2 protein-coding genes are annotated in these 1,995 nt (G+C 59.8%); one reads left to right on the top strand and one right to left on the bottom strand.

Annotated elements, in window-relative coordinates; all coding sequences use genetic code 11:
• The first annotated feature begins 220 nt into the window (after positions 1 to 220).
• The gene (locus IE101_RS19595) at positions 221 to 1,651 is read left to right on the top strand and encodes a mannose-1-phosphate guanylyltransferase/mannose-6-phosphate isomerase (protein ID WP_189635512.1); all 1,431 of its coding nucleotides are present in this window, start codon (positions 221 to 223) and stop codon (positions 1,649 to 1,651) included.
• A 105-nt stretch (positions 1,652 to 1,756) separates the two neighbouring features.
• Here the strand turns inward: IE101_RS19595 and IE101_RS19930 are convergent.
• The coding region (locus IE101_RS19930) for a hypothetical protein (protein ID WP_229804337.1) at positions 1,757 to 1,995 on the bottom strand (239 nt) is incomplete at its 5' end.

Here is a 1,995-nt window from a genome sequence, read left to right as displayed (position 1 = left end):
AACCATCATGGCATACGTGATGCCGTTGGGGTGGGGGCATCCACCGCATCAGTTCATTAGCGACTGCACCGCAAAAAATGGGGCATAATCTTGCTTGGGATCTTGAGTTCCGTAACAAGCTCCGCCAACGTCCGCGTGCCTTGCTGGAGGCGAAAGGTTTATTTGATGTATCGTTTTGGCGCGATTCGAAGGCGCCACGGATTTTGATCGAGGAAGACCAATGATTTATCCGATCCTGCTGTGTGGTGGCTCCGGGACCCGTTTGTGGCCCCTGTCGCGCCGCAGCTATCCCAAGCAATTTACCGCATTGATTGGAAATGAAAGCCTGTTTCAGGCTTCGGCCAAGCGCCTCTCCGGTCCAGACTTCGCGCGGCCGATTTTGGTTACTGGATCGGATTTTCGGTTCATTGTGACGGAACAGCTGCAAATGATCGGCATCGACCCGGGTGTAATCCTGATCGAACCCGAGGCGCGCAATACCGCCCCGGCGGTGCTGGCGGCGGCACTGCATCTCGTGCAGACTGATGCAGAGGCGCTGATGCTGGTGGCCCCTTCGGACCATGTGGTACCGGATGCGGCGGCATTTCGGGCCTCTGTCCAAGCTGGCGTTTCTGCGGCCAAGGCAGGCCAGCTCGTCACCTTCGGTATTGTCCCAACCCGTGCCGAAACCGGCTATGGCTGGCTGGAGCTCGGCGGCGCCTGCACCGCAGGAGTTCCGGTTCCGCTGCGCCGTTTTGTCGAAAAGCCCGATGCGCCCAAGGCGGCCGAGATGCTGGCCGCGGGGAATTTCCTCTGGAACTCTGGGATCTTCCTCTTCCGCGCGCAATCCATCATCGATGCTTTTGCGGCCCATGCCCCTGATCTGATCGACCCGGTTTCGCGCTCGGTTTCCGAGGCGCGGGCCGATCTGGGTTTCCTGCGGCTTGATCCCGAGGCCTTCGGCGCTGCGCGCGAGATTTCGATCGACTATGCCGTCATGGAACATGCGCAAAACCTGACGGTGGTGCCCTTCGACGCCGGCTGGTCGGATCTGGGCGGATGGGATGCCGTCGCACAAGAGATGGGGCCGGATGTCCGTGGGGTCAGCCTCAGTGGGCAGGCCACCGCACTGGATTGCGACAACACGCTGCTGCGATCGGATTCCGAGGGGGTTGAGCTGGTAGGGATCGGGCTGCAAAACATCATCGCGGTCGCCATGAACGACGCCGTCCTAGTGGCAGATCGAAGCCGGGCTCAGGATGTGAAAACCGCAGTGGCCGCGCTCAAGTCCAAAGGTGCCAAACAGGCGGATGCCTTCCCGCGTGATCACCGGCCTTGGGGCTGGTTTGAGACCTTGGCCCTGGGCGACCGGTTCCAGGTCAAACGGATCGTCGTCCACCCCGGCGCCGCACTGAGCCTGCAGAGCCATTTCCACCGCTCCGAACACTGGATCGTGGTCTCGGGCACTGCCCGGGTCACGATTGATCAGGAAGTCCGGCTGGTCACGGAAAACCAGTCAGTTTACATCCCGCTCGGCGCCGTGCACCGCATGGAAAACCCCGGCAAGGTCCCGATGGTGCTGATCGAAGTGCAGACCGGCGCCTACCTGGGTGAAGATGACATCATCCGCTACGAAGATGTCTATGCGCGGGGCCAGGGTGCGAAGGGTTGATCCCGGTCCTCTCCCCGTGCTGCTCGACAGCATCTATGCAAATTGATCCCGACAGGTGGTTTTCTGGAGCTTGGCATGGCTTTGTAGGGCGGCACGACACTGGCCCTACAAATCATAATCTGTGGAATTTGTATACGGCGCCAACACAACCTCTGCCACGGGCACACGAAGCTCGACAGCAAAAGACTGGATTTGGATGCGATCCGGGATAGAAGGCGCAAAAACATCTATAATCGTACCTCGTTCGCCCTGAACAAAGCCTTCACACCGGTTCTGCGGGCACATAGCGTTGGTGCTGTGGGATTTTCGGGGTGGATAGCACGGCGATAATCCAAGCAAGCCAA

Source organism: Gemmobacter lanyuensis, from assembly GCF_014652355.1.
GTDB lineage: Bacteria > Pseudomonadota > Alphaproteobacteria > Rhodobacterales > Rhodobacteraceae > Gemmobacter > Gemmobacter lanyuensis.
The sequence above is the reverse complement of the archived record's forward strand: the minus strand, read 5'-3'. Positions and strand labels throughout refer to the sequence as shown.